The following is a 21679-nucleotide window of genomic DNA, read 5'->3' as shown; positions in this document are numbered from 1 at the left end:
GCTCCGCGCCTGTGCGCCATTCCGGTTGTTCCAGCTACCAAAAGGCGCACGGGTGCGAAGCGCCTGGTGGATCATGGCGGAATGGACGCTGCCGGCTGGTTCCTGCTGGGCGCACCGTGGGATTGCTCCGGTTCGGCTCGCGGCGAGCAGGCAGCCCCGGACGCGTTTCGGGAGGCCGGCCTGTCCGCGATGGTCGGCCGGGATGTCGGCGACGCCGCGACCGCGATCGACAGCACGGACCGGGACGGACCGACAGGGGTGATCGCACTTTTCGAGACGGTGCGGGCCGCGCACGCGCTCGCGGAAGATCTGGCGGTCGCAATGACGGACCTGCCGGGCCGGCGACCGCTGGTGGTCGGCGGCGACTGCAGCATTCTGCTCGGGATCTTTCCCGCGTTGCGTAGGCACCTGGGTTCGGCGGGACTGTGGTTCGTCGACGGGCATCCGGATTATCTCGACGGACGCTCCTCGGACACGGGCGAGACGGCGGACATGGAGCTTGCGGTGCTCACCGGAGTCGGCGCCGAGGCATTGATCACGCTGTCCGGGACGCCGCCGATGATTAGGGCGAGCGACATCGTTCTGATCGGTCATCGCACCGAGGGCCTGGACGCGGCGTCCGCCGCCGAACTGGCCCGGTTGCCACCCGACCTGCGCCGCATCGAGGCGCCGAGGGTCGCGGGTGACGCGATCGCCGCAGGTCGCCAGGCGGCCGAATGGCTGGCCGGCACGGGCAATGGGGTCTGGTTGCACCTCGACCTGGATGTGCTGGACCCCGAGTCGCTCGGTGCGGTGACGTACCCCCAGCAGGGAGGCCTCGACTGGGGTCAACTCGCCGACGTCGTCGCGCCGCTGGCGCGGTCACCTCGACTCGTGGGTGTCAGCGTCGCCGACTTCCGCCCCGATCTCGATCCCGCCGGCGACCAGGCGACCCGAGTGCTCGACTTTCTCGGACGCTCCCTGCCGTGAGCGGGAAGATCGGGGTTCCGCTCGTCGTTGCACTGGGTCGGCACTGGTATGGCGTCTCCTCGTGACCGCGCTCACATCTACTCCCTGCGGGAATTGATCGGAGGGTTGGCACGTTAGTTGAGTGAGTAACGCTCAACTTATTAGGAGGCTGAGGAATGCCAGCATTCTTCGGGCCGGAGGGCCCAGGTCGCATCGACATCAGTCGGCTCATGAGTCGCTCCACTCAGGAGCTCATGGCAGCTGCTGCACGTTTCGCCGCCGGTCGCGGCGATGCGGACCTCGATGCACTCCATGTTCTGCGCGCCATGACAGAACACGACCCCGTCAAATCCCTGATGCAACGTGCAGGCGCCGACCCGTCGGCCGTCTCCGACGCCATCGAACTGCGACTTCCGCAGGGCCGGGACACGACGGGCTTTGCCACACCCGCACTGAGCGGTGCGCTCAAGACCGCTCTGCTCGAGGCGCACCAACTCGCGCGCGCCCTCGGCTCCACCTACATCGACCCGGAACACCTGTTCCTGGCGCTCGCCGCCGATCAGGACCACGCCGGTGGACGCCTGCTCGCCTCGGAGGGCATCACCCCCGAGCGTCTGCAGACTGCGGTGCAGGGCGGAACGGTCGAAGAGTCCCCGGACTCCGAGACCCCCACGCTCGACAAGTACGGTTTCGACCTCACCGAACGCGCACGCGGCGGCGGAGTCGATCCGGTGATCGGGCGCGCCGACGAGATCGAGCAGACAATCGAGATCCTGTCGCGCCGCACCAAGAACAACCCCGTCCTGGTCGGTGAGGCCGGCGTCGGCAAGACGGCGATCGTGGAGGGCCTGGCCCAGCGCATCGTCGACGGCGACGTCCCCGACCGCCTGGCCGGCAAGCGCATAGTCCAGCTCGACCTGCCGAGCATGGTGTCGGGCACCCGGTACCGCGGCGACTTCGAGGAACGCCTGGGCAAGGTGATCGACGAGATCTCCGCGCACAAGGACGAGCTGATCGTGTTCATCGACGAGGTGCACTCCATCGCCGGTGCCGGGGCCGGAGCCGACGGCGCCATGGATGCGGGCAACATCCTCAAGCCGAAGCTCGCACGCGGTGAGCTGCACATCGTCGGCGCCACCACGCTCGACGAGTACCGCAAGCACATCGAGAAGGATCCGGCACTCGAACGCCGTTTCCAGCCGGTGACGGTCGCGGAGCCGAGCGCCGAGGATGCGGTGGCGATCCTGTCCGGTCTGCGTGACCGGTACGAGGAGCACCACGGTGTCCGCTACACCGACGCGGCGATCTCCGCCGCCGTCGAGCTGTCGGCCCGCTACATCGGCGACCGCTTCCTGCCCGACAAGGCGATCGACCTGATCGACCAGGCCGGCGCCCGGTTGCGGCTGCAGATGCCGAGCGTCGACATCGAGGCGCTGCGGGCGAAGCTCGCGGAACTCGAGGAGGCCAAGGAGCAGGCCGTCGCCGACGAGCAGTACGAGAAGGCGTCGGCGCTGCGCGACCAGGTCGTGGGTGTCCAGGCCAGGATCGACGGCAAGGCCGATGCGTCCGACCCCGCACCCGAGGTGACTGCCGAGCAGATCGCCGAGGTCGTGTCGCGGGCCACCGGCATCCCGGCCAGCCAGATGACCGAGGAGGAGAAGGAACGTCTCCGCCGGCTCGAGGACGAACTGCATCGTCGCGTCGTCGGGCAGGACGACGCCGTGCGGGCCATCGCCCGGGCGGTGCGCCGAAGCCGCACCGGCATGAACGATCCGGACCGTCCCGTGGGGAGCTTCCTGTTCCTCGGGCCGACCGGGGTCGGCAAGACCGAGCTCGCGAAGGCGCTGGCAGCCACGCTGTTCGGTGACGCGAACAAGATGCTGCGGCTCGACATGAGCGAGTTCGGTGAACGCCACACGGTCAGCCGGCTCGTCGGTGCCCCTCCCGGCTACGTCGGATACGGGGAGGCGGGACAGCTCACCGAGCAGGTCCGCCGGAACCCGTACTCGGTGATCCTCCTCGACGAGATCGAGAAGGCGCACCCCGACGTGTTCAACACGCTGCTGCAGGTGCTCGACGACGGTCGGCTCACGGACGGTCAGGGCAGGACGGTGGATTTCAAGAACACTGTTCTGATCATGACCAGCAACCTGGGATCCGACATCATCTCCAGCAAGTCGGGTGCGCTCGGCTTCACCACCGGTGACGCCGAGGCTTCGGAGAAGCCGCTGCGCGACCGGGTGATGGGCCGGCTGCGGGAGTCGATGCGTCCGGAGTTCCTGAACCGGATCGACGAGATCGTGATCTTCCGCAAGCTCGACACCGAGCAGCTGCACCGGATCACCGACCTGTTGCTGGACGACAGCCGGAAGCGGCTGCAGTCCAAGGGCATCGAGATCTCGTTCAGCGACGCCGCCGTCGACTGGATCGCCGAGCACGGGCACCAGCCCGAGTTCGGGGCGCGTCCGCTGCGCCGTTCGATCCAGCGGGCCCTCGACGATCGGATCGCCGATCTGCTGCTCGACGACGTGCTCGTCGAGGGTGGCAGCGTCGCCGTCGGAGTGTCCGACGACGAACTGGACCTCGTGGTCGGCTAGAACTGCAGGTGAGTGGCAATGTGTGCTCCGGCACGCATTGCCACTCACCTGTGTGGGTAGGCCCCTTGCCCGCCCTCGCCGTTTCCGAATCAGCACCCGGTGTTGAGGTGTGCATCGTGCACCGTCACCTGTGCGTTGTGCAGGGCTGCACTGTGATCCGGGGTGTGCCCGGGGTGCGCCGCCCTCCGCGCGGAGAAGGTGGCCGGATTGCCGCCGACCGCGGTATGTGCTCGCCTCCGGAAACGGTTACCTGCTACCCAGTTGGAGTCAGTCGAGCAACTCGACTTCCCAATTCTCCTTCTGCACTTGCAGATCGATCTCCCGGATCTGACGGGCCAGATCGTCGGACCGCCGCCGCAGATCCCGCACGGGCAGCGCGGCGACGAAGACGAGCTCGGAGCGGAGCTGCCTGCCGTATCGGTCCTGCTCACGCCCCGACGCGGCATCCGCGGCAGCGGACACCACCCGGTGCCGAATTCGGAGCATGTCCCGGCGGGCCAGCGCGTCCGTGATGGTCGCGTCGCCCAGTGGCGCAGCAGTATTCGTCCGATTGATGCGCCTGACGAGGACCTCCGTGCGGTCCAGGACCTCCTCGAGTTCGAGGAGCAGTGCCGCCGCGTCCTCCGCCGGCGACTCGCCCTCCTGGTGCCGCGCATTGGTGAGGATGCGCGACTTCAGCTGCTCCACCCGGCGTGTCAGATCGCCGCGTTCGGCCAGTGCCTCAGCCAACTTCATGTGTACCTCCTTTCTCGAAGTCGTTGAATGGCATCACAAATGAGGGGTGGGAAACTGTGCGCCGTGGGGCGGAGGGGTCGCGGCACCGTGTGGGCACGGATCGACGCGCGTCGAATGCGCGGATGAATTCCCCGAACCATCGTGTCGGAGAGATATCTCGGTGGGCGCTCATGCGCCTTTCGTCGACTTGAAATCGAGCATCTTCAATAAGTACCACATCCCCGCTCGTGTGGCGACAGTCGATTCGCCCCACGTGAGTGCCGATGTGTGTTCCGCCGTTCGTTGGCACTCACGTGCTGGTGGGGGCGACTATCGTCGGGGGTATGCGAGCGGATGACGGCGAATTGACTTCCAAGCACCAACCGTTGCTGGTGCTGAGCAAGATCACGGAGATCCTCGATGCGTTCAGCCTGTCGCGACCGTCGATGACCCTCGGTGAGATCCACCAGGCCACGGGTCTGCCGACGTCGACGGTCCAACGGCTGGTCAGCAACCTGGTGGCGCAGGAGTTCCTCGACCGCTCGGGCGACCAGATCCGGATCGGCGTGAAGATGGCGTTCTGGGCCGCGACGGCCACCAAGGGGCTCGACGTGCTGGCCGTCGTCACCCCCGTGCTGAAGGAGATCCGCGACGCCACCGGCGAGACCGCCAGCTTCTTCCGGGTGGAGCAGGGTTACCGCGTGTGCGTGGCGATCGCGGAGACCGAGCACGCGCTGCGACGGAACATGTACGTCGGGAAGATCGTCCCGCTCCCCGCGGGCTCGGCGGGCCGGGTGTTGCTCGCCTGGAACCCGGACCTCACCGAACAGGTGCTGGCCGGCCCCATCGAGCCGATGACCGAGGGCACCGTCACCGACACAACCGTGCTGCGCGAGCTGATCCACCAGGCCCGGGCCGACGGGTACGCCATCACCGCCGGGGAGCGGGAAGACAGCGCATCGGGATTGGCTGCGCCCGTGTTCGATTCGTCCGCCGACGTGATCGGTGCCCTCGCGATCAGCGGGCCGACGCTCCGCATGCCGCGCGAGCAGTGCGAGAAGTGGGTGGATCTGCTCGTCGGCAGCGCCGAGAAGGTCACCCGGACGCTGGGTGGCCGCTACCCGTCGTGAGCCGGGCCGCGACGGTGCGTCCGGCGTCGTGCATGGCGTCCCGGTCCGTGGCGACGAGGACGTCGGCGAATCGGGACCGGTACTCGCCGAGGTCGTCGCCGACGGAGCCGACGACGGCGTAGACGGGTGTCGTGCCGGCGCGGGTGAGGATCGCGGAGATGATCTTGCCGGCCTTCGTCTGTCCGTCGAGCCTGCCCTCGCCGACGACGACGGCCGACGCGTCCCCGACCAGGATGTCGAAGCCGATCGCGTGGAGGATGTAGTCGGCGCCGGAGCGTAGTTCGGCGTCGTACCGTGCCCACATGCCGCCGGAGAATCCGCCGGCCGCGCCGGTGCCGTCGACGTCGGACGGGTCGCGCGGCAGCGCCTGGGCCTTCGCCGCGAGGCGCCGGGTGAGGACTTGTACGGTGCCGGGGTCGGCGCCCTTCTGCGGTCCGAACACCGTGGCGGCGTCGACGTATCGGGTGGTGACGTCGGTGAGCACGGTCAGGGATGCGCCCCGGAGTCCGCCGCCGGCCTCGATGGCGGCGATGGCACCGGTGCCGCCGTCGGTGGTGGCCGAGCCGCCGGCCGCGACGACGATGCGCCGGGCACCGCGCCGGGCGGCGTCGGCGATGAGCATGCCCGTGCCGTAGGTGGTGGCGGTGACCGCGTCGCGGGGACCGTCGTGGGGTGTGGTGATTCCGGAGGCGGCGGCGATCTCGATGACCGCCGTCCCGTCTTCGGACATCCCGTACGCCGGCCGGCACGGACTACCCCACGGGTTGCGGGCACGGGCGACGACCGGGCGCAATCCCAGCGGGACCGTGAGAACGTCGAGGGTGCCCTCGCCGCCGTCGGCGACGGGCAGCCTGATCGCGGTTCCGCCCTCCGACTCGACGCCGCCGCCGACCGCGTCCGCGACCTCGGCCGCGGTGTAGGTGCCCTTGAAGCTGTCGGGGGCGACGAGGACCGTCACGACGGCCACGCTTCCGGATTGACCGGATGCGGCGGGATCCGGTTCTGCGCCATGGCCACCGCGTTCTCGGCGCACAGCCGCGACATCTCGGACCGCACGGCGACGGTGGCGCTGCCGACGTGGGGGAGCAGGACCGTGTTGGGCAGATCTGCCAGGCCGGGTGCGAGCGCGGGCTCGTCCTCGTAGACGTCCAGTCCGGCCCCGGCGATCTCCCCGGATTTCAGGGCGGCGACGAGGGCGGCCTCGTCGACGACGGGACCGCGCGCGGTGTTGACGAGGATCGCGGTCGGCTTCATCGCGTGCAACACGTCCGCGCCCACCAGGTGCCGGGTCTGCTCGTTCAGCGGAACATGCAGGGAGAGATAGTCGCTGGTGGTGACGAGGGTGTCCCAGTCGGTGTGCGTGACGCGTCCGGCGAACTCGCCGAGCTCCTCGTCCGGCACCGGCCGGTCACCGGGAGGTCGGGGGCAGAACAGCACCTCCATGCCGAACGCGAGTGCCCGTCTCGCGGTGGCACGCGCGATACGCCCGAAGCCCGCGAGACCGAGGGTGCGTCCCGAGATGTCCTGGCCGAGAAGTAGGTTCGGTTCCCATCCGGTGAACTTTCCGGCGCGGACGAACGTGTCGGCTTCCACCGCCCGGCGGCCGGTGGCGAGGATCAGCAGCATCGCGACGTCGGCGGTGGCGTCGGTGAGCACGCCGGGGGTGTTGCCGACCAGGATCGAGCGGGCGGTCGCCGCGTCGATGTCGACGTTGTTGAACCCGACCGCGTAGTTGGAGATGCCGCGGATCTTCGCGGCGGCCAGGAGGTCGGCGTCGAAGGCGTCGCGCAGCTGGGAGACGACCACGTCGTAGTTCCCGGACACGCACGCGTCCCGTAGTTGCGCGGCGTCGGGCAACTCGTCGGGGACGTGGACGCTGCCCGCGGCGCGCAGCAGCGTGAGACCGGGTTCGGGGATCGGGGTGGTGACGTAGAACCGGGCGTCGCTCATCGGCCGCCTCCGATGACCCACTCGAACGCGGTGGCGTTGGAGCGTGCGCCCTGCGCGGCCTTGGACCGGTTGGCCTCACCGAGTTCCGCGAGCGTCTTCTCGGACAGTTCCACCAGCGACCCGAAGATGGTGGGGGTAAGCCAGTCGGGGCGGGTGGCGAACAGCAGGTCCTCGCTGGCGGTGTTGCCGCTGGCGCCGGGTGCGAACGGGCAGCCGCCGAGTCCGCCGAGGGCGCCGTCGACGGTCATCGCGCCGGCCGCGACCGCGGCGAGGCTGTTCGCGACTCCCAGACCCCAGGTGTCGTGGCCGTGGTAGACGATTCCGCGCTGCGGGGTTTCCAGCCGGACCCGGGAGACGAGCGAGTACACCTCGGCGGGGACGGCCTGTCCGAGGGTGTCGCAGATGACGACGTCGACGGCGCCGTGCGCGCGCGGATCGTTCGCGATGTCGATCACCCGCTGCTCCGGCACCCGGCCCTCGAACGGGCAGGTGAACGACGTCGCGATGCACAACTGGATGCTCCCGCCGATCTCCTGCGCGAGTTCGATCGCCGCGGGCATCGCGGCGAGACTGTCGTCGGTGGAGCGTCCGATGTTCGCCTGGTTGTGGGAATCGGAGGCGGAGAAGCAGTACTGGAAATGGCGGGCGCCGGCGGCGGCGGCCTTCTCCACGTGCCGGGGTGTCGCCACCCACACCCAGCAGTGCTCGAGTTCCTCCGGGGTCAGTTCCGAGATCACCTCGACGGTGTTCGCCATCGGCGGGACCACGTCGGGGCGGGCCATCGACCCGATCTCGAGAGCGGGCACGCCGAGTTCCAGGAGTCGCCGCGCGATCTCGAGCTTGCGGGCGGTGGGCAGCATCTTGCCCGTCAACTGCAATCCGTCACGCAACGTGACGTCGCGGAGCAGGGTGCGTGATTCGAAGGTCTGCGTCATGAGGTGCCACCTACTGTGTCGTTGACGATGGTGTCGATCTGTTCCGGGGTCATGCCGAGCAGGGTTTCGAGGACCTCCCGGGTGTGCTCACCGAGGTCCGGTCCGATGCTACGAATGGGCAGCGACTGTCCGCCGATGACCGGGACGATGCCGGGGAACCCGACCTGCTTCGGCTCGGCCTCGCCGGTGTCGACGGTGAACTGCTGAATCATGTTGCGGGCCGCGTACTGCTCGTCGCTGCAGATGTCGGCGGCCGTGTTGATCGGGCCCGAGGGCACCCCGGCCGAATCGAGGATCTTCAGCGCCTCGTCGCGCGAGTACTGGATGGTCCACTCGCCGATTGCCGTGTCGAGTTCGTCGCGGCGCGCCCACCGTCCGGCGTTGGTGGACAGGCCGGGGTCGGCGCCGAGGTCGGGGCGGCCGATCGTCTCCATGTAGCGCTGGAAGATGGCGTCACCGTTGCCGGCGATGATGATGCTGTTGCCGTCGTTGCAGGTGTACGCGTTCGACGGGGCGATGCCCTCCATTCGTCCGCCGACGCGTTCGCGTTTGATGCCGTACGCGAGGTAGTCGGGGATCAGTGACTCCATCATCGACAGGATCGATTCGTTGAGCGCGACGTCGATGATCCGATGCGGCAGCGACGGGCCCTGCGTTCCGGCGACCTTCGCGGCCTCACGCTGGAACAGGGCCATCACCGCCCCGAACGCCGCGTAGAGGCCGGCGATCGAATCGCCGATCGACACTCCCACCCGCACCGGGGGCCGGTCCGGGTCGCCGACGAGTTCCCGGAATCCGCCCGCGGCCTCCGCGACCGCGGCGAACCCCGGTCGCTGCGACATCGGCCCGGTCTGCCCGAACGCCGAGATCCGGGTGATCACCAGGTCGGGATTGGCCGCGTTCAGCGCGTCCGGTCCGATGCCCCATTTCTCCAGGGTGCCGGGCCGGAAGTTCTCCAGCAGGATGTCGCACCGGGCGGCGAGGTCGAGGACGAGTTGCCGGCCCTCCTCGGTGCGCAGATCCAGCACGATCGACTTCTTGTTCCGGTTGATCGTGCGGTACAGCATCGAGGTGTCGCCGGAGTAGAGCCGCCAGTTGCGCAGTTCGTCGCCGGTCTTGGGGCGTTCGACCTTGATGACCTCGGCGCCGAAGTCGGCGAGCATCCGGCCCGCCGTCGGGGCGGCGATGTAATTGCCCAGCTCGAGTACCCGCACTCCGTCGAGTGGCCGAATGGTGTTGTCGGAGAACATGGTGATCCTTAACTGATAGTGACGCTCAGAGAACGAGGCTCATGGGCAGGACGAGCAGTATGGCGACGACCGATGCCACTGATACTCCCACCGAACACGTCTTCAGCGTGCCGCGTGTGGTCTGACCCATCAAGGATTGCAGCAGCCAGAAGGTGTTGCTGGTGACGTGCACCGCGAACAGGGAACCGGCGCCGGCGGCGAGGGCGATGAGGACGGGGTCGAGGCCGAGGGTCGGTGCGATGGGTGCGAGGACGCCTGCCGCGGTGATGGCGGAGATCGTCACGGAACCGACGGCGATGTGCAGGACGGCGGCGATCGCCCAGACCATCAGCAGCGGAGCCGCGTGATTGGCGGTGAAGTACTTGCCGAGGATGTCGCCGAGTCCGGCGGCGGCGATCGTCGCGGCGAGGGACCCGCCCACACCGGTGAGGATGAGGATCTGACCGCTCTCGCTGAAACCGCTGGCGATCGCCTTCTGTACGCGATGCTGCCCGACGGTGATCCGTCCGACGAAGCTGGTCCCGATCAGACCGATCAGCAGCGCGATGAGCGGCTCGGACACGAACGAGATGACCGGGTTGCTGATGTCGGCGATGTCCAGGATCGCGCCGGTCGCGATGAGCAGGAGCGAGAGGAGCAGCGGAGCGAGGAGCAGGATCAGGGGGCGGTCGTGCTGCGTCCGCTCGGTCGTGACGGCTGCGGTGCGTTGCGCCTGGGCGACGCCCCCGCCGGTGTCGGGCCGAGGGGCTGTCCCGCCGCTTCCGCCGTCGGACCAGGTCTCTTCCTCGTCGTCGACGACCGTCTGATGGAAGTGCTCCTCGTCCTTGTCCGGGTTCCACCAACCGCGGGTGAACAGAAATGACATGATCGCCACCGAGATCGCGACGGTCGGGATGACCAGGATCAGTCCGCAGATCAGCATCTTGCCCAGCGGTACCCCGAGAAGTCCGGCGAGGGCGAGGGCGCCGACACCCGGCACCATGAGCACGATGCCGCACTCCAGGCCGATGGCGAGGGCGGTTGCCATGCGTGCGGTGCCGACCCGGCCGACCTTCGGTGCAAGGTTGCGGGCGAGCGGCGCCGAGATGACGAGCAGGACGTCCAGGAAGATCGATTGCAGCAGCGTCGCGATGGTCAGCGACAGCGCATAGGGCATTCGTTTCGGCCCGAAGACGCGCAATAGCGTCCCGACCAGGCGCTGGATGGCGCCCATTTCTTTCAGCATGGCGCCCATCAGGACGCCGAAGGCGATCAGAAGTCCCACTTCGGCCATGATGTCGCCGAAACCGGTGCTGATGACCTTCACCGTCTCGGCGGTGCCGAGTCCCGTCGTGAGGCCGAGGTAGGCGGAGCCGACGACCAGCGACACCACCGGGTTGAACTTGAAACGCACGATCAACAGAACCACCGCCGCTACGGCGACCGCGGTGTTGATCAGGATTCCTACATCTGACATGTGCGCGTCCTTATCGAGGAGGCGGGGCAGTGACTGGTGTCACAGGTACACCCATATTATGAGCACACACTCACGATATAAGCAATGGCGCTGACACGGCTGTGAGTGGTTGACGAGTCCAGACACTCGTCAACCACTCACGGGCGGCGGAGCCGCCTACAGTTCGGCGCGCACCTGCCGAGCAGCCTCGACGAGGTTGCGCAGCGACGCCTCGACCTCCGCCTTGCCGCGGGTCTTCAGGCCGCAGTCGGGGTTGACCCACAGCCGTTCGACCGGCACCGCCTTCAGTGCCTCCCGCAGTGACGCGGCGATCTCCCCGACGCTGGGCACCCTCGGCGAGTGGATGTCGTACACACCCGGGCCGACACCGAGGTCGAAGCCGACGGCATTGAGGTCGCCCAGCACCTCCATGTGCGAGCGGGCCGCCTCGATGGACGTCACGTCGGCGTCGAGCCTGGCGATGGCCGCGATGACCTCACCGAACTCCGAGTAGCAGAGGTGGGTGTGGATCTGTGTCGAGTCCGCGACCCCTGACGTCGCGAGCCGGAACGCGCCGACCGACCAGTCGAGGTACGCGGGCTGATCCGCCGCCCGCAGCGGCAGCAGTTCGCGCAGCGCCGGCTCGTCGACCTGGACGATCCGGATACCCGCGCCCTGCAGATCCACCGTTTCGTCGCGGATGGCCAGCGACACCTGGTTGGCGGAGTCGGCCAGCGGCTGGTCGTCGCGCACGAACGACCACGCCAGGATTGTCACCGGGCCGGTGAGCATGCCCTTGACCGGGCGCCCGGTGAGCGATTGCGCGTACGTGATCCAGTCGACGGTCATCGGGTTCGGCCGTCGCACGTCGCCGTACAGGATCGGCGGACGCACGCACCGGGAGCCGTACGACTGCACCCAGCCGTTGTCCGTCGCGAAGAACCCGTCGAGCTGTTCGGCGAAGTACTGCACCATGTCGTTGCGTTCCGGCTCGCCGTGGACCAGGACGTCGAGGTCCAGCTTTTCCTGCAGTGCAACGACATCGGCGATCTCGGCGCGCATCCGGTCCAGGTACTCGGCCTCGCCGATCTCACCCCTGCGCAGTGCGGCGCGGGCGACGCGGATCTGCGTGGTCTGCGGGTAGGACCCGATCGTCGTGGTCGGCAGCGGCGGCAGGTCCAACGCCGACTGGGCTTCCCGCCGCTGCGCCGCGGGGCTGCGTCCCGGGTCGGACGCACTGAGCGCGTCCAGCCGGGCGCGAACGGTCGCATCGCGCAGTCTCGGGTCGGTCCTGCGGGTGGACGCGGCTGCCCGGGCGAGCGCGAAGTCGTCCTCGACGGACTCCCGGCCGCTGGTCAGTGCCGTTCCGAGAGTGACGACCTCGCGCACCTTTTCGGTGCCGAACGCCAGCCACGACCGCAGCGCCTTGTCGAGCCCGGTCTCCGCGTCGAGCGTGTACGGGACGTGCAACAGAGAGCACGACGTGGAGACGGCGAGCGAGCCGGCGCTTCCCAGGAGGGTGCCGAGCGAGGCCAGCGCCGCATCCAGGTCGGTGCGCCAGATGTTGCGTCCGTCGACGACGCCGGCGACGACGTGCTTGCGGGTCAGCTCGGGAACCGAAGCGAGCGAATCGGATCCGGCCACCACGTCGACCGACAATCCCTCGACGCCGGTCGAGGCGAGCGCGGGAAGCGCGTCACCCAGGCTCCCGAAGTAGGACGCGACGAGGATCGCCGGACGCGACGGGTCCGCGGACAGCAGGTCGTAAGCCCGCTTGGCTGCCTCGATTTCCTCGGGTGTGCGATCGGCGACCAGCGCGGGCTCGTCGATCTGCACCCAGTCGGCGCCCGCGGCGGCGAGCCTGCCGAGCAGTTCCGCATACAGCGGGAGCAGTTCGTCGAGGCGGTCGAGGAGGGGTGCGTCCGAGCCGACCGCCTTGGACAGCAGCAGGAACGTGACCGGACCCACCACCACCGGCCGGGCCGGAATGCCCAGGGCGAGAGCCTCGTCCAGTTCGGCGAGGATCTTCGACGGGTCCAGGGTGAACGTCGTCGACGGCGAGATCTCCGGCACCAGATAGTGATAGTTCGTGTCGAACCACTTGGTCATCTCGAGCGGTGCGACGGTGTCGGTGCCGCGGGCCGAGGCGAAATACCGGTCGAGTTCGTTCTTGATGCCGGCCACGCGGTCGGGCAGGGCGCCGAGCATGGCCGCGGTGTCGAGGACGTGGTCGTAGTACGAGAACGTGCCCACGGGAATCGAGTCGAGGCCGGCGTCCCTCAGCGCCGTCCAGGTCTGCTCGCGGAGCTGTTTCCCGACGGTGGCGACGGCGTCGGCGCCGAGCCGGCCCGACCAGTAGGCCTCGACGGCCTTCTTCAGTTCGCGATTCGGACCGATACGAGGTGAGCCCAGTATGGTCGCGGTGAAAATAGCAGTCACGGTGTCTCCATGTGCTGTTGCGTGGAGGGCCACCACCGGCAAACGGGTACACCTCTCGGCCGCAGGGCAGACCGCGGCACGTGGAGATCTACACGCCCATTCCCCGAGGCGGTGGACCGACGGGCACGGCGTGCCCGACACAGTCGGCAGGTCTTCGGACTCGCGGGCACCCGGCGCACTCCACCGGACCTAGTGGCCGTCGCTTCCCAGGCTGGTGCCCAGTGCATGATGACGGCGGTCGTTCCCACTCACCGCTGCGGGACAGTCCCGGATTCTCACCGGGTTCCCTCTCACACCCCGAACCCAGAAGGGTGCGGCGTGCTTCGACGCCCGGTCCGGTCTTCGGGGCTCCTCACGACCTGACCGGGCGAACCAGCTGCACAGGCCAGCATAGGCCTCCGGCCCGTGCGTGGTTAAGGGGTCCCTGGACTCGTGAACCACTCACGGGCGCGAAGCGCCTATAGCCAGCCGTTCGACTCCGCGACGCGGACGGCCTCGGCGCGGGTGCTGGCACCGGTCTTGCCGATCGCCGACGAGAGGTGGTTGCGCACCGTGCCCGCCGACAGGAAGAGTCCCGCGGCGATCGACGCGACGGGGGCACCGTCTCGTGCCGCGCGCAGCACGTCGGTTTCGCGGTCGGTGAGCGGCGACTCCCCGCTGACGAGGCTGTCGGCGGCCAGCGTGGGGTCGACGACGCGCAAGCCGGCATGCACGCGCCGGACGGCGTCGGCCAACTGCCGGGCCGGGGTGTCCTTCACGACAAACCCCGACGCCCCCGCCTGCAACGCCTTGCGGAGGTAGCCGGGACGACCGAACGTCGTCACGATCAGGACCCGGGTCTGCGGCACCGCGGCACGCAAGGCCGCGGCCGCGGCGATTCCGTCCAGCCCGGGCATTTCGACGTCGAGGAGTGCGACGTCGGGGGAGTGCTCGTGCGCCGCCGCGACCACCTCGTCGCCGCGCCCGACCTCCGCGACGACCGTCAGATCCGGTTCGAGGTCGAGGAGTGCCGCGAGGGCGCCGCGGACGAGGGCCTGGTCGTCGGCGAGCAGCAGCCGGATCGTCACGAGACCTCTTCTCTCTGCACCTGCAACGAGAATCCGCCGGGCTGTGGATGCGTGATGACGACCCGCGCTCCGGCGGCGGCCGCGCGTTCCCGCAGGCCCACCAGCCCGTTCCCGTGTGCGGATTCACTGCAGCCCGAGCCGTCGTCGACGATCGTGACCTCGTGTTCGCCGACCGTCACCGAGCAGCGTGTCGCCCCGCTGTGCCGGACGACGTTGGTGACGCCTTCGCGCACCGTCCACGCGAACAACTCACGCAGGCCGGTCGGCACCGACTCGGTGCTGTTGGGCATGTCGGCCTCGATTCCCGCGGACCGCAACGCTTCCGCGGCCCTGGCGATCTCCACCGGCAATGACAGCCCCCGGATGCCCTGCACGGCCTGCCGGACGTCCGCGAGGGCGTCGCGGGAAAGGCGTTCCAGGTCGGCGACTTCCGTGCGGGCGCGGTCGAGGTCGAGGTCGAGGAGGCGGCCGACGAGTTCGGCCTTGACGGTGATGACGGTGAGGGAGTGCCCGAGGATGTCGTGGAGGTCGCGGGCCATCCGGGTGCGTTCCTCCTGCACGGCGAGGCGTTCGCTCTCCTCCCGTTCCCGGACCAGTTCGATGTTGCGGTTGATCAGCTTGGTTACCCCGAACATCGCGAACGCCGCCGCGCACACGCCCAGCGACAGCCCCGTGCCCGACCCCCAGTCCATGACCGACGAGATCACCTCGACCAGGGCCGCGACGCTCAGTGCGGTGAGTCCGCCGAGCCACGCGGGGAGCAGCATGATCGCGGAGACCGCCAGGAACACGCCGGCCGACAGTCCCGACGATCCGACGGCCACCACCATGACGGTCGCGAGCGCGAACAGGGCCACCATGAGTGGGATCGCCTGGTTCAGCGGCGGCCGAAACTCGTTGTGCGCCCGCCGGGTATGCGACCACCGGAACATCCCGAGGTACGTGACCGCGAAGGCGAGGGTGGCGGCCATCGCGATCCAGCCGCGGACGTGATCGCGATCGGCCCAGCCGTCGAGGAACGGCTGGGCCAGGAACACCGTCCACGCGGCCGCGAACAGGAAACCGAAGCGGCCCCATCGTCTGGTTACGACGGGGCCGTCGGGGGTGGTCACGGAAGTCACGATACCGCCGTCACACTCGCTCGGTGTCGCGCTGGAACCGCCACGCCGCGCCGCCGACGAAGATCACCAGCCACACCGCGACGTTGACCAGCCACGTCCACTGCATCGCGTCGCCGGTGAGCGGCGCGTGCACCAACTGGCTGAGCCCGTAGGTCGGCATGAACTGCGCGATCGACGCCCACACCGAGCCGTCCTGCAGCGGCATGAACAGGCCGCCCGCGAAGCCGAGCACCGCGAGGCCCGGGCCGAGGATCTGCATGACGTTCTCGCTCGGCAGCAGGTAGCCCATGAATAGGCCGAAGGCCGCGAAGACCGCGGAACCCAGCCAGGTGATCAGGGCCGTCGTGAACCACAGCGAGGTGTCCATGTGGACGGAGGTGAAGGCGCCCACGGTGTACACGACGCCGACGGCGAGCAGTCCCAGCATCATCGCGACGAGCACCTTGACGAAGATGTAGACCCCGGGGGACAGCGGCGTGAGCCGCAGCTGCCGGCTCCAGCCCGACGCTCGTTCCACCGACACCATCGCGCCGCCGCTGGTAGTGGCGATCATCGCGCCGTACAGCGCCATGCTGATCATCACGTACGCCGACACGTTTCCGTTGCCCGCGCTCTCACCGGCGTAGTCGGGGTTGAGGCCGAAGATGAGGAAGAAGACGACGGGCATCACCAGCGTGATGATCATCGTGCGCCGATTGCGCAGCAGCCGGCGGACTTCCAGCCCGAGGAGGGTCGTGTTGAGGCCGCCGAGCGGGGGAACGCGGCGGTCCGCGGCGAGGGTGGTCATGCGTTCTGTCCTTCCGTGTCGGAGTCGTCGGAGGTCAGCGCGATGAACGCGTCCTCGAGACCCCGGGAGATGATTTCCAGGTCGCAGGCGGGTGTCTGCGTGAGGAGATGACGCGCGACGGCGTCGGTGTCCCGCGAGTGGACGAGCACGCTGTCGCCCCGTACTTCGATGCTGTCGGCACCGGGAATCGCGAACAACTGGTCCTTGTCGGCGCCCGGGAAGTGGGCGCGCACCGTGCGTCCCGCGGCCAGCGCCTTCACCTCGGCAGCGGTGCCGTCGGCCACCACTTTCCCCTTGCGTACCAGCACGATCCGGTCCGCATACGCGTCGGCCTCCTCGAGATAGTGCGTTGCGAAGACGACGGTCCGGCCGCGGTCCGCGTCGGCACGGATCGCGGACCAGAAGTCGCGCCTGCCCTCGACGTCCATGCCCGTCGTCGGCTCGTCGAGGATCAGCAGTTCGGGGTCGGAGAGCAGTGCCATCGCGAACCGCAGTCGCTGCTGCTGTCCGCCGGAACACTTGCCCACCAACCGGTTCGCGAGATCCGCGATCCCGGCCCGGGTGAGCACTTCGGCTACGGGCCTCGTGTCGGCGAACAGGCTGGCCGTGAGCCGGATGGTCTCCTCGACCGTCAACTCCTTCAGCAGACCGCCGGTCTGCATGACCGCGGAGACGAGGCCCCTCGCGATCGCGGTGCGCGGGTCGGTGCCGAAGACGGACACCTCGCCGGACGTGGGCCGGGACAGGCCGAGGACCATGTCGACCGTGGTGGTCTTGCCGGCCCCGTTGGGGCCGAGGAATGCGACGATCTCGCCGGGCTGGATCTCGAGGTCCAGTCCTCGGACGGCGTGGACGTCACCGAAGCGTTTGTGGATACCGCGCAGGCTGACTGCTGGAGCCGGCGATGCGGAGGCCTTCGCGGAGGTGCGGAGTTCTGTCGATGTCATGCATTCAGACTGCGATCCGGGGGCTCTCGGACCCTCACACGTCCGTCACGACCTCACCGTGACAAATGTCAGGGGGAGGGGTAGGTGTGGCGCCGACCGGAGGCAGCCGTTACTGTGGGCGCCATGCAGCGCGCATATTTCTGGTTTAGCAGGCCGGCCCCGGGTGGGCCGGTCGGCGTAACCACGCGCTGACTTCTTCCACCCCAGAGCCGGATTACAGACCGGCTCGCGGGAATCTTCACAGTCTTCGAGGGCCGGCCTGAGAACAGGAACCCGAACCCATGACTGTCACTCTCGACACCACTACCAGCAGTGATCGGCTGGACGACCAGCGCACCGTGAGCATCAGCCCACTGGTTGCCCCGTCCGTGGTCCGTGCCGAGCATGCCCCCGACGACGTCGCGTCCGCGACCGTGCGTTCCGGCCGCGCCGACACAGTGAACGTGCTGAACGGCGACGACGACCGCCTGCTCGTCGTCGTCGGACCCTGCTCGGTGCACGATCCGGCCGCCGCCATGGATTACGCCCGCCGGCTCGCCGCGAAGGCGGAGGAACTGCGCGACGACCTGCACATCGTCATGCGGGTCTACTTCGAGAAGCCGCGCACCACACTCGGCTGGAAGGGCCTGCTCAACGACCCCCACCTGGACGGCACGTTCGACATCGACACCGGGATCCGCATGGGTCGCAAGCTGCTGCTCGACGTGTCCTCGCTGGGACTTCCGGTCGGGTGCGAGTTCCTCGACCCGATCATGCCGCAGTACATCGCAGACCTGGTCACCTACGGTGCGATCGGTGCCCGCACCGCCGCCAGCCAGGTACACCGGCAGCTGTGCAGTGCCCTGTCCATGCCCGTCGGAATCAAGAATTCGACGGAGGGTGACGTGCAGGTCGCAGTCGACGGCACCCGTGCGGCGGCGGCAAGCCACGTCTTCCCCGGAACCGACCTCGACGGCCAGGCCGCGTTGATCCGCACCGTCGGCAACCCCGACTGCCACGTCATCCTCCGCGGCGGCAGCGACGGACCCAACTACGACGCCGAGACCGTCGCCGACACCATTGCGCGGCTGCGCAAGGCCGGTCTGCCGGAGCGGGTCGTGATCGACGCGAGCCACGGCAACAGCAGCAAGAACCACGAGAAGCAGGTCGACGTGCTGAACGACATCGCGGCGCGTCTCGAGGCAGGCGAACAGGGGATCGTCGGCGTAATGGTGGAGAGCTTCATCGAGGCCGGCCGCCAGGACCTCACACTGGGGAAGGCCGAGGACCTCACCTACGGCCAGTCCATCACCGACGCCTGCATCGACTGGAACACGACGGCAGCGCAGCTCGATCGTCTGGCCCAGGCAGTGGCGGCCCGGCGCGGGTGATCACCGCACGCCTCGCGTCCGGAACTGGACGCTGATCCGCGGTCCGAGCGGGCGGGTGCTCTTCGGTACGCAATGCTCCCAGGTGCGCTGGCAGGAACCACCCATCACCAGCAGGTCACCGTGGCCGAGCGAGTACCGGATCGAGTGCCCGCCGCCGCGCGGTCGCAGCAGCAGTGGTCGCGCGGTGCCGAGGGAGAGGATGGCCACCATCGTGTCCTCGGTGCGGCTGCGGCCGGTGTCGTCGCCGTGCCAGGCGACGCTGTCGGAGCCGTCGCGGTAGAAGCAGAGACCCGACGTCGCGAAGTCTTCGCGCAGCTCCGGTTGGTAATGCCTGCTCAGGGCGCCGCGTGCCGCGGACAGCAGCGGGTCGGGGAGCGGCTCGCCCTCGCCGTAGAACCGGACGAGGCGCGGCACGTCCACCACCCGGTCGTACATCTGGCGCCGCTCCGCGTTCCACGGCACCGTCTCCGCGAGCGTGGCGAACAGGTCGTCCGACCCGGTCAGCCACCCGGGCCGCACATCCACCCACGCCCCGGCCGTCAGTCGGCGGCGAGTCACCGTGGAACCGAGCTCGCCCAGCTCGACACCGCCCGACGCGTCGTCGAACAGCGAAGCCTGGAGCGCGTACCGCGCATCCGCGGAAGTCATGCGGCCATACTACCTCGAGATTCGAACGTATGTTCCCATCGGCGTCGGACGCGCGGACAGATGCACCCTTCTTCTGTAGCCGCACTGCTTGTGGGGCCCGAAAAGTGTTGCGGCTGCAGAGAAGTGGTGCGTCTGTGAGGGAACGTGGCCGACGGCGCAGCTACCGGGGCACCGCGGGCTCGCGCTCGTCGCCGGTGTCGATGGCCGCCTTCTGCCGGCTGGGCCACCAGAAGGCGCGACCTTCGAGCGCCGAGAGGCTGGGTACCAGCATGGGTGCCATCGCGAAGGCGGCGATGGCGACTCCGATCGCGACGCCGAAGCCGAGTTCGGCGAGGTTCGCGAGACCGGTGAGGGTCAGGGATGCGAAGGTCAGCGCCAGGATCAGACCGGCGGCGGCCACGGTCGGGGCGTCGTTGGAGACGGCGATCCGCGCCGCGTCACGCGAGGAGTACCCGTTGCGGAATTCCTCGCGCAGCCGTGAGGCGAGCAGGATGTTGTAGTCGGTGCCGATCGCGACGACGAAGAGGTACAGGACGATGGGGATCGAGAAGTCGATTCCGGGGTATCCGAGGCCGTGCAGGAACAGGAGCACCACGGCCCCGAGCGTGGCGACGAATGTCAGCGCGACGCAGATCAGCAGATTGAGCGGGGCGAGCACCGCGAGCAGCAGCAGCGCGAGGATCAACGCGATCGCGACTGCGGCGACGGGGAACACGAGACGCGTATCCTTCGCGAGTTGTGCGCGGACGTCGACGAACGTGGACGTCTGTCCTCCCACCACGACTTCCGAACCCGGGACCGCGCCGTGGGCGGCGTCGCGGATCGGTCCCTCCACCACGTCGAGGGCCGAGTTGTCGTAGGGGTCGTCGGCGAGGATCACGTTGACGAGTGCGGCGCGGCCGTCCTGGCTCGGTCGCGGCGGGGCCACCGACGACACACCCTGCACCTGCGTGAGGGCGGTGACGAGCGGGGTGAGCGAGGCGGGATCGAGCGGTCCGGGAGCCACGACATAGACCTGGGTCGGGCTGAGCGCACCCGCGGGAAAGGATTGCCCGAGGGTGTCGAACGCCTGCTGAGACGGTGTGTCGGAGGGTAGTTCTCCCAGCGTGTTGTACGTCGACTTGTAGCCGGATGCGAAGGAGGCGAGTGCGATCAGGACGACGCCGACCGCGACGGCGAACACCGCGGGGCGGCGCCCGATCGCGGCGCCGATCGACGCGAACAGCGTGTGCGGACTGTCGTGTCCCGGTCCGAGCGGCCAGAACAGGTGGCGGCCGAGGACGGTGAACACGGCGGGAATGAGCGTCAACGCCGTCACCAGCATGACGGCGACGGCGACGATGAGACCGGGAGCGAGGGTGGTGAGCGAGCCGAGCTTCGCCAGCAGCAGCGCGGCGAACGCGACGATGACCGTGAGTGCCGACGACGCGATGACGCGCCCGACGACGTCGGTGGAGAAGACAAGGGCCTCGCGATGCGTGTCCGCGGTGGACCCTGCCGCGGCCTGCTGCCGGAGACGCTCGCGGTAGCGGAACAACAGGAAGACGATGTAGTCGGTGCCGACACCGAAGAGGACGACCACGAGGATGGACTGCAGCGACGTGCTGACCTCGAAATCGAACAGATCGGCGAGCACGGCGGTCAGCCCGGTGACCACCGCCAACACCACCCCGATGACGAGGACCGGCAGGACGGCGATAACGGGGCTGCGGAAGATCAGGCCCAACAGGGTCAGGATGACGACGACCGTGGCGATCGTGATGACCTTGTCCGCGTTGTCGTATGCGGCAGTGGTGTCGACCTGAATGGCGGCGTTGCCCGTCAGCCCGCTGACGAGTCCGGTGCCGTTCAGTTGTTGCCCGGCCTGGTCGCGGAGCACCGGCACGGCGTCGTTGACCTGGTCGTCGCCGGGTTGTCCGCCGAACACGACCTGCAGTGCGGCGGCCTTCCCGTCGGTGGACAGCGACGTCGGCGACCCCTGCACACTCACGACCCCGGGAATCGCCGAATTCTGCAGCGTGGTCGCGAGATTCAACGCCGCCTGCTGATCGGCAGGCGAGAGCGGGGCGTCGTCTGCGCGCACCACCACCAGACTGCCGGTGGCACCCGACAGACTGGGGAAGTACTGGTTGCCGACGGCCTGCGCCTCGGAGGACTCGAAGGAACTGGGCAGGAACGTCTGCTGGTTCCCGGTGGTGTAGTCGTCGAGACTGGGCGAGAACAGAATGACGGCGATGGCTGCGACCACCCAGGCCGCAATGATCTGCCAGGGGTGCGCGACGACCGTGCGAGCGATGTAGGCAAACATCATTCCCCGTTCCGGGAGATGAGGGTTCGGCCG

At 68.6% G+C, this 21679-nt stretch carries 17 protein-coding genes and 1 riboswitch; of the genes, 4 read left to right on the top strand and 13 right to left on the bottom strand.

Annotated features, from left to right (window positions below):
* The first annotated feature begins 81 nt into the window (after positions 1-81).
* A complete protein-coding gene (locus RJ1_RS19665) occupies positions 82-969 on the top strand; it encodes an arginase family protein (RefSeq protein WP_073362919.1) in 888 nt (295 codons plus the stop codon).
* Between the two features lie 155 nt (positions 970-1124).
* A complete protein-coding gene (locus RJ1_RS19660; RefSeq protein WP_073362916.1) occupies positions 1125-3545 on the top strand; it encodes an ATP-dependent Clp protease ATP-binding subunit in 2421 nt (806 codons plus the stop codon).
* Between the two features lie 267 nt (positions 3546-3812).
* On the opposite strand, the gene RJ1_RS19655 is transcribed toward RJ1_RS19660, so the two are convergent.
* Positions 3813-4280 carry a DIP1984 family protein gene (locus RJ1_RS19655; RefSeq protein WP_073362913.1) on the bottom strand — a complete coding sequence of 156 codons (468 nt, stop codon included), beginning with the start codon at positions 4278-4280 and terminating at the stop codon, positions 3813-3815.
* 323 nt (positions 4281-4603) lie between these two features.
* Here RJ1_RS19655 and RJ1_RS19645 point away from each other — a divergent pair, with 323 nt between their 5' ends.
* Positions 4604-5389: an IclR family transcriptional regulator gene (locus RJ1_RS19645; protein ID WP_073362907.1), complete on the top strand. Its 786-nt coding sequence runs from the start codon at positions 4604-4606 to the stop codon at positions 5387-5389.
* Here the strand turns inward: RJ1_RS19645 and RJ1_RS19640 are convergent.
* The 10 genes from RJ1_RS19640 to RJ1_RS19595 all read right to left on the bottom strand — a co-directional run bounded on the left by RJ1_RS19640 (position 5355) and on the right by RJ1_RS19595 (position 17320).
* Positions 5355-6347, bottom strand: coding sequence for a glycerate kinase family protein (locus RJ1_RS19640; protein ID WP_073363093.1), 993 nt, complete (start codon positions 6345-6347; stop codon positions 5355-5357). The genes RJ1_RS19645 and RJ1_RS19640 overlap by 35 nt on opposite strands.
* Entirely contained in the window at positions 6344-7339 is a 996-nt protein-coding gene (locus tag RJ1_RS19635; protein ID WP_073362904.1) for a 2-hydroxyacid dehydrogenase, read from the bottom strand. The genes RJ1_RS19640 and RJ1_RS19635 overlap by 4 nt, the downstream gene beginning before the upstream one ends.
* Positions 7336-8274, bottom strand: a complete 939-nt coding sequence (locus RJ1_RS19630) for a hydroxymethylglutaryl-CoA lyase-like TIM-barrel protein (protein ID WP_073362901.1) — start codon at positions 8272-8274, stop codon at positions 7336-7338. The genes RJ1_RS19635 and RJ1_RS19630 overlap by 4 nt, the downstream gene beginning before the upstream one ends.
* On the bottom strand, positions 8271-9524 hold the full coding sequence (locus tag RJ1_RS19625) for a CaiB/BaiF CoA transferase family protein (protein WP_073362898.1): 1254 nt from the start codon (positions 9522-9524) through the stop codon (positions 8271-8273). Before RJ1_RS19625 ends, RJ1_RS19630 begins: the two co-directional genes overlap by 4 nt.
* A 25-nt stretch (positions 9525-9549) precedes the next feature.
* Entirely contained in the window at positions 9550-10980 is a 1431-nt protein-coding gene (locus tag RJ1_RS19620) for a GntP family permease (RefSeq protein WP_073362896.1), read from the bottom strand.
* A gap of 156 nt (positions 10981-11136) precedes the next feature.
* Positions 11137-13398, bottom strand: a complete 2262-nt coding sequence (gene metE / locus RJ1_RS19615; RefSeq protein ID WP_073362893.1) for a 5-methyltetrahydropteroyltriglutamate--homocysteine S-methyltransferase — start codon at positions 13396-13398, stop codon at positions 11137-11139.
* A gap of 128 nt (positions 13399-13526) precedes the next feature.
* A riboswitch (cobalamin riboswitch) is annotated at positions 13527-13732 on the bottom strand.
* A gap of 124 nt (positions 13733-13856) precedes the next feature.
* Positions 13857-14465, bottom strand: coding sequence for a response regulator transcription factor (locus RJ1_RS19610; protein ID WP_073362885.1), 609 nt, complete (start codon positions 14463-14465; stop codon positions 13857-13859).
* Positions 14462-15577, bottom strand: a complete 1116-nt coding sequence (locus RJ1_RS19605; RefSeq protein ID WP_240319779.1) for a sensor histidine kinase — start codon at positions 15575-15577, stop codon at positions 14462-14464. Before RJ1_RS19605 ends, RJ1_RS19610 begins: the two co-directional genes overlap by 4 nt.
* Before the next feature lie 19 nt (positions 15578-15596).
* Entirely contained in the window at positions 15597-16373 is a 777-nt protein-coding gene (locus RJ1_RS19600; protein ID WP_073362879.1) for an ABC transporter permease, read from the bottom strand.
* Complete coding sequence (locus tag RJ1_RS19595; RefSeq protein ID WP_073362876.1) at positions 16370-17320, bottom strand: ABC transporter ATP-binding protein; 951 nt, start codon at positions 17318-17320, stop codon at positions 16370-16372. Before RJ1_RS19595 ends, RJ1_RS19600 begins: the two co-directional genes overlap by 4 nt.
* A 281-nt stretch (positions 17321-17601) precedes the next feature.
* Between RJ1_RS19595 and RJ1_RS19590 the strand changes: the two genes are divergently transcribed.
* Positions 17602-18690 (top strand): 3-deoxy-7-phosphoheptulonate synthase, encoded by a 1089-nt coding sequence (locus RJ1_RS19590; protein WP_073362873.1) that lies wholly within the window; start codon positions 17602-17604, stop codon positions 18688-18690.
* Here RJ1_RS19590 and RJ1_RS19585 read toward each other — a convergent pair whose 3' ends face one another.
* Both RJ1_RS19585 and RJ1_RS19580 read right to left on the bottom strand, forming a co-directional pair.
* The gene (locus RJ1_RS19585) at positions 18691-19338 is read right to left on the bottom strand and encodes an alpha-ketoglutarate-dependent dioxygenase AlkB (protein ID WP_073362869.1); all 648 of its coding nucleotides are present in this window, start codon (positions 19336-19338) and stop codon (positions 18691-18693) included. It lies immediately after the preceding gene.
* Between the two features lie 160 nt (positions 19339-19498).
* Positions 19499-21649, bottom strand: coding sequence for an MMPL family transporter (locus RJ1_RS19580; RefSeq protein WP_073362866.1), 2151 nt, complete (start codon positions 21647-21649; stop codon positions 19499-19501).
* Positions 21650-21679 lie beyond the last annotated feature (30 nt).

This window comes from Rhodococcus jostii NBRC 16295, assembly GCF_001894825.1.
GTDB lineage: Bacteria > Actinomycetota > Actinomycetes > Mycobacteriales > Mycobacteriaceae > Rhodococcus_F > Rhodococcus_F jostii.
The sequence above is the reverse complement of the archived record's forward strand: the minus strand, read 5'-3'. Positions and strand labels throughout refer to the sequence as shown.

Excerpts from the sequence above, each read along its gene's own strand:
- RJ1_RS19580 (WP_073362866.1), bottom strand. The coding sequence starts at position 21,649 with ATGATGTTTGCCTACATCGCTCGCACGGTCGTCGCGCACCCCTGGCAG.
- RJ1_RS19620 (WP_073362896.1), bottom strand. The coding sequence starts at position 10,980 with ATGTCAGATGTAGGAATCCTGATCAACACCGCGGTCGCCGTAGCGGCG.
- RJ1_RS19625 (WP_073362898.1), bottom strand. The coding sequence starts at position 9,524 with ATGTTCTCCGACAACACCATTCGGCCACTCGACGGAGTGCGGGTACTC.
- RJ1_RS19660 (WP_073362916.1), top strand. The coding sequence starts at position 1,125 with ATGCCAGCATTCTTCGGGCCGGAGGGCCCAGGTCGCATCGACATCAGT.
- RJ1_RS19595 (WP_073362876.1), bottom strand. The coding sequence starts at position 17,320 with ATGACATCGACAGAACTCCGCACCTCCGCGAAGGCCTCCGCATCGCCG.
- RJ1_RS19655 (WP_073362913.1), bottom strand. The coding sequence starts at position 4,280 with ATGAAGTTGGCTGAGGCACTGGCCGAACGCGGCGATCTGACACGCCGG.
- RJ1_RS19600 (WP_073362879.1), bottom strand. The coding sequence starts at position 16,373 with ATGACCACCCTCGCCGCGGACCGCCGCGTTCCCCCGCTCGGCGGCCTC.
- RJ1_RS19585 (WP_073362869.1), bottom strand. The coding sequence starts at position 19,338 with ATGACTTCCGCGGATGCGCGGTACGCGCTCCAGGCTTCGCTGTTCGAC.
- RJ1_RS19590 (WP_073362873.1), top strand. The coding sequence starts at position 17,602 with ATGACTGTCACTCTCGACACCACTACCAGCAGTGATCGGCTGGACGAC.
- RJ1_RS19635 (WP_073362904.1), bottom strand. The coding sequence starts at position 7,339 with ATGAGCGACGCCCGGTTCTACGTCACCACCCCGATCCCCGAACCCGGT.
- RJ1_RS19630 (WP_073362901.1), bottom strand. The coding sequence starts at position 8,274 with ATGACGCAGACCTTCGAATCACGCACCCTGCTCCGCGACGTCACGTTG.
- RJ1_RS19645 (WP_073362907.1), top strand. The coding sequence starts at position 4,604 with ATGCGAGCGGATGACGGCGAATTGACTTCCAAGCACCAACCGTTGCTG.
- RJ1_RS19665 (WP_073362919.1), top strand. The coding sequence starts at position 82 with ATGGACGCTGCCGGCTGGTTCCTGCTGGGCGCACCGTGGGATTGCTCC.